General features: G+C 61.2%; 1 protein-coding gene. It reads left to right on the forward strand.

Going from position 1 to position 206, the window contains the following annotated elements; all coding sequences use genetic code 11:
* A partial coding sequence (locus A3736_RS17820) for a hypothetical protein (protein ID WP_369815418.1) occupies positions 1 to 206 on the forward strand: 206 nt, incomplete at both ends.

Below are 206 nucleotides of genomic sequence, written 5' to 3' on the forward strand. Positions count from 1 at the left end.
GTCGACGATCCCGAGGACAGCCCGTTCTGGGATGCGTTCGAGCAGATTCCGGCGCGTTTTTCGTCGGCGGATCGCGAGCGCTTGCAGGCTACCGCGCGCGAGGTGATAAACACCCAGGTAACGCCTGCCTATGCCGGTTTCCTGAGTTTTTTTCCGCGAAGACTATCTCCCTCAAACCCGCACCACGCTGGCGGCGGAAGAGATGC

The organism is Erythrobacter sp. HI0063 (assembly GCF_001635685.1).
Taxonomy (GTDB): domain Bacteria; phylum Pseudomonadota; class Alphaproteobacteria; order Sphingomonadales; family Sphingomonadaceae; genus Qipengyuania.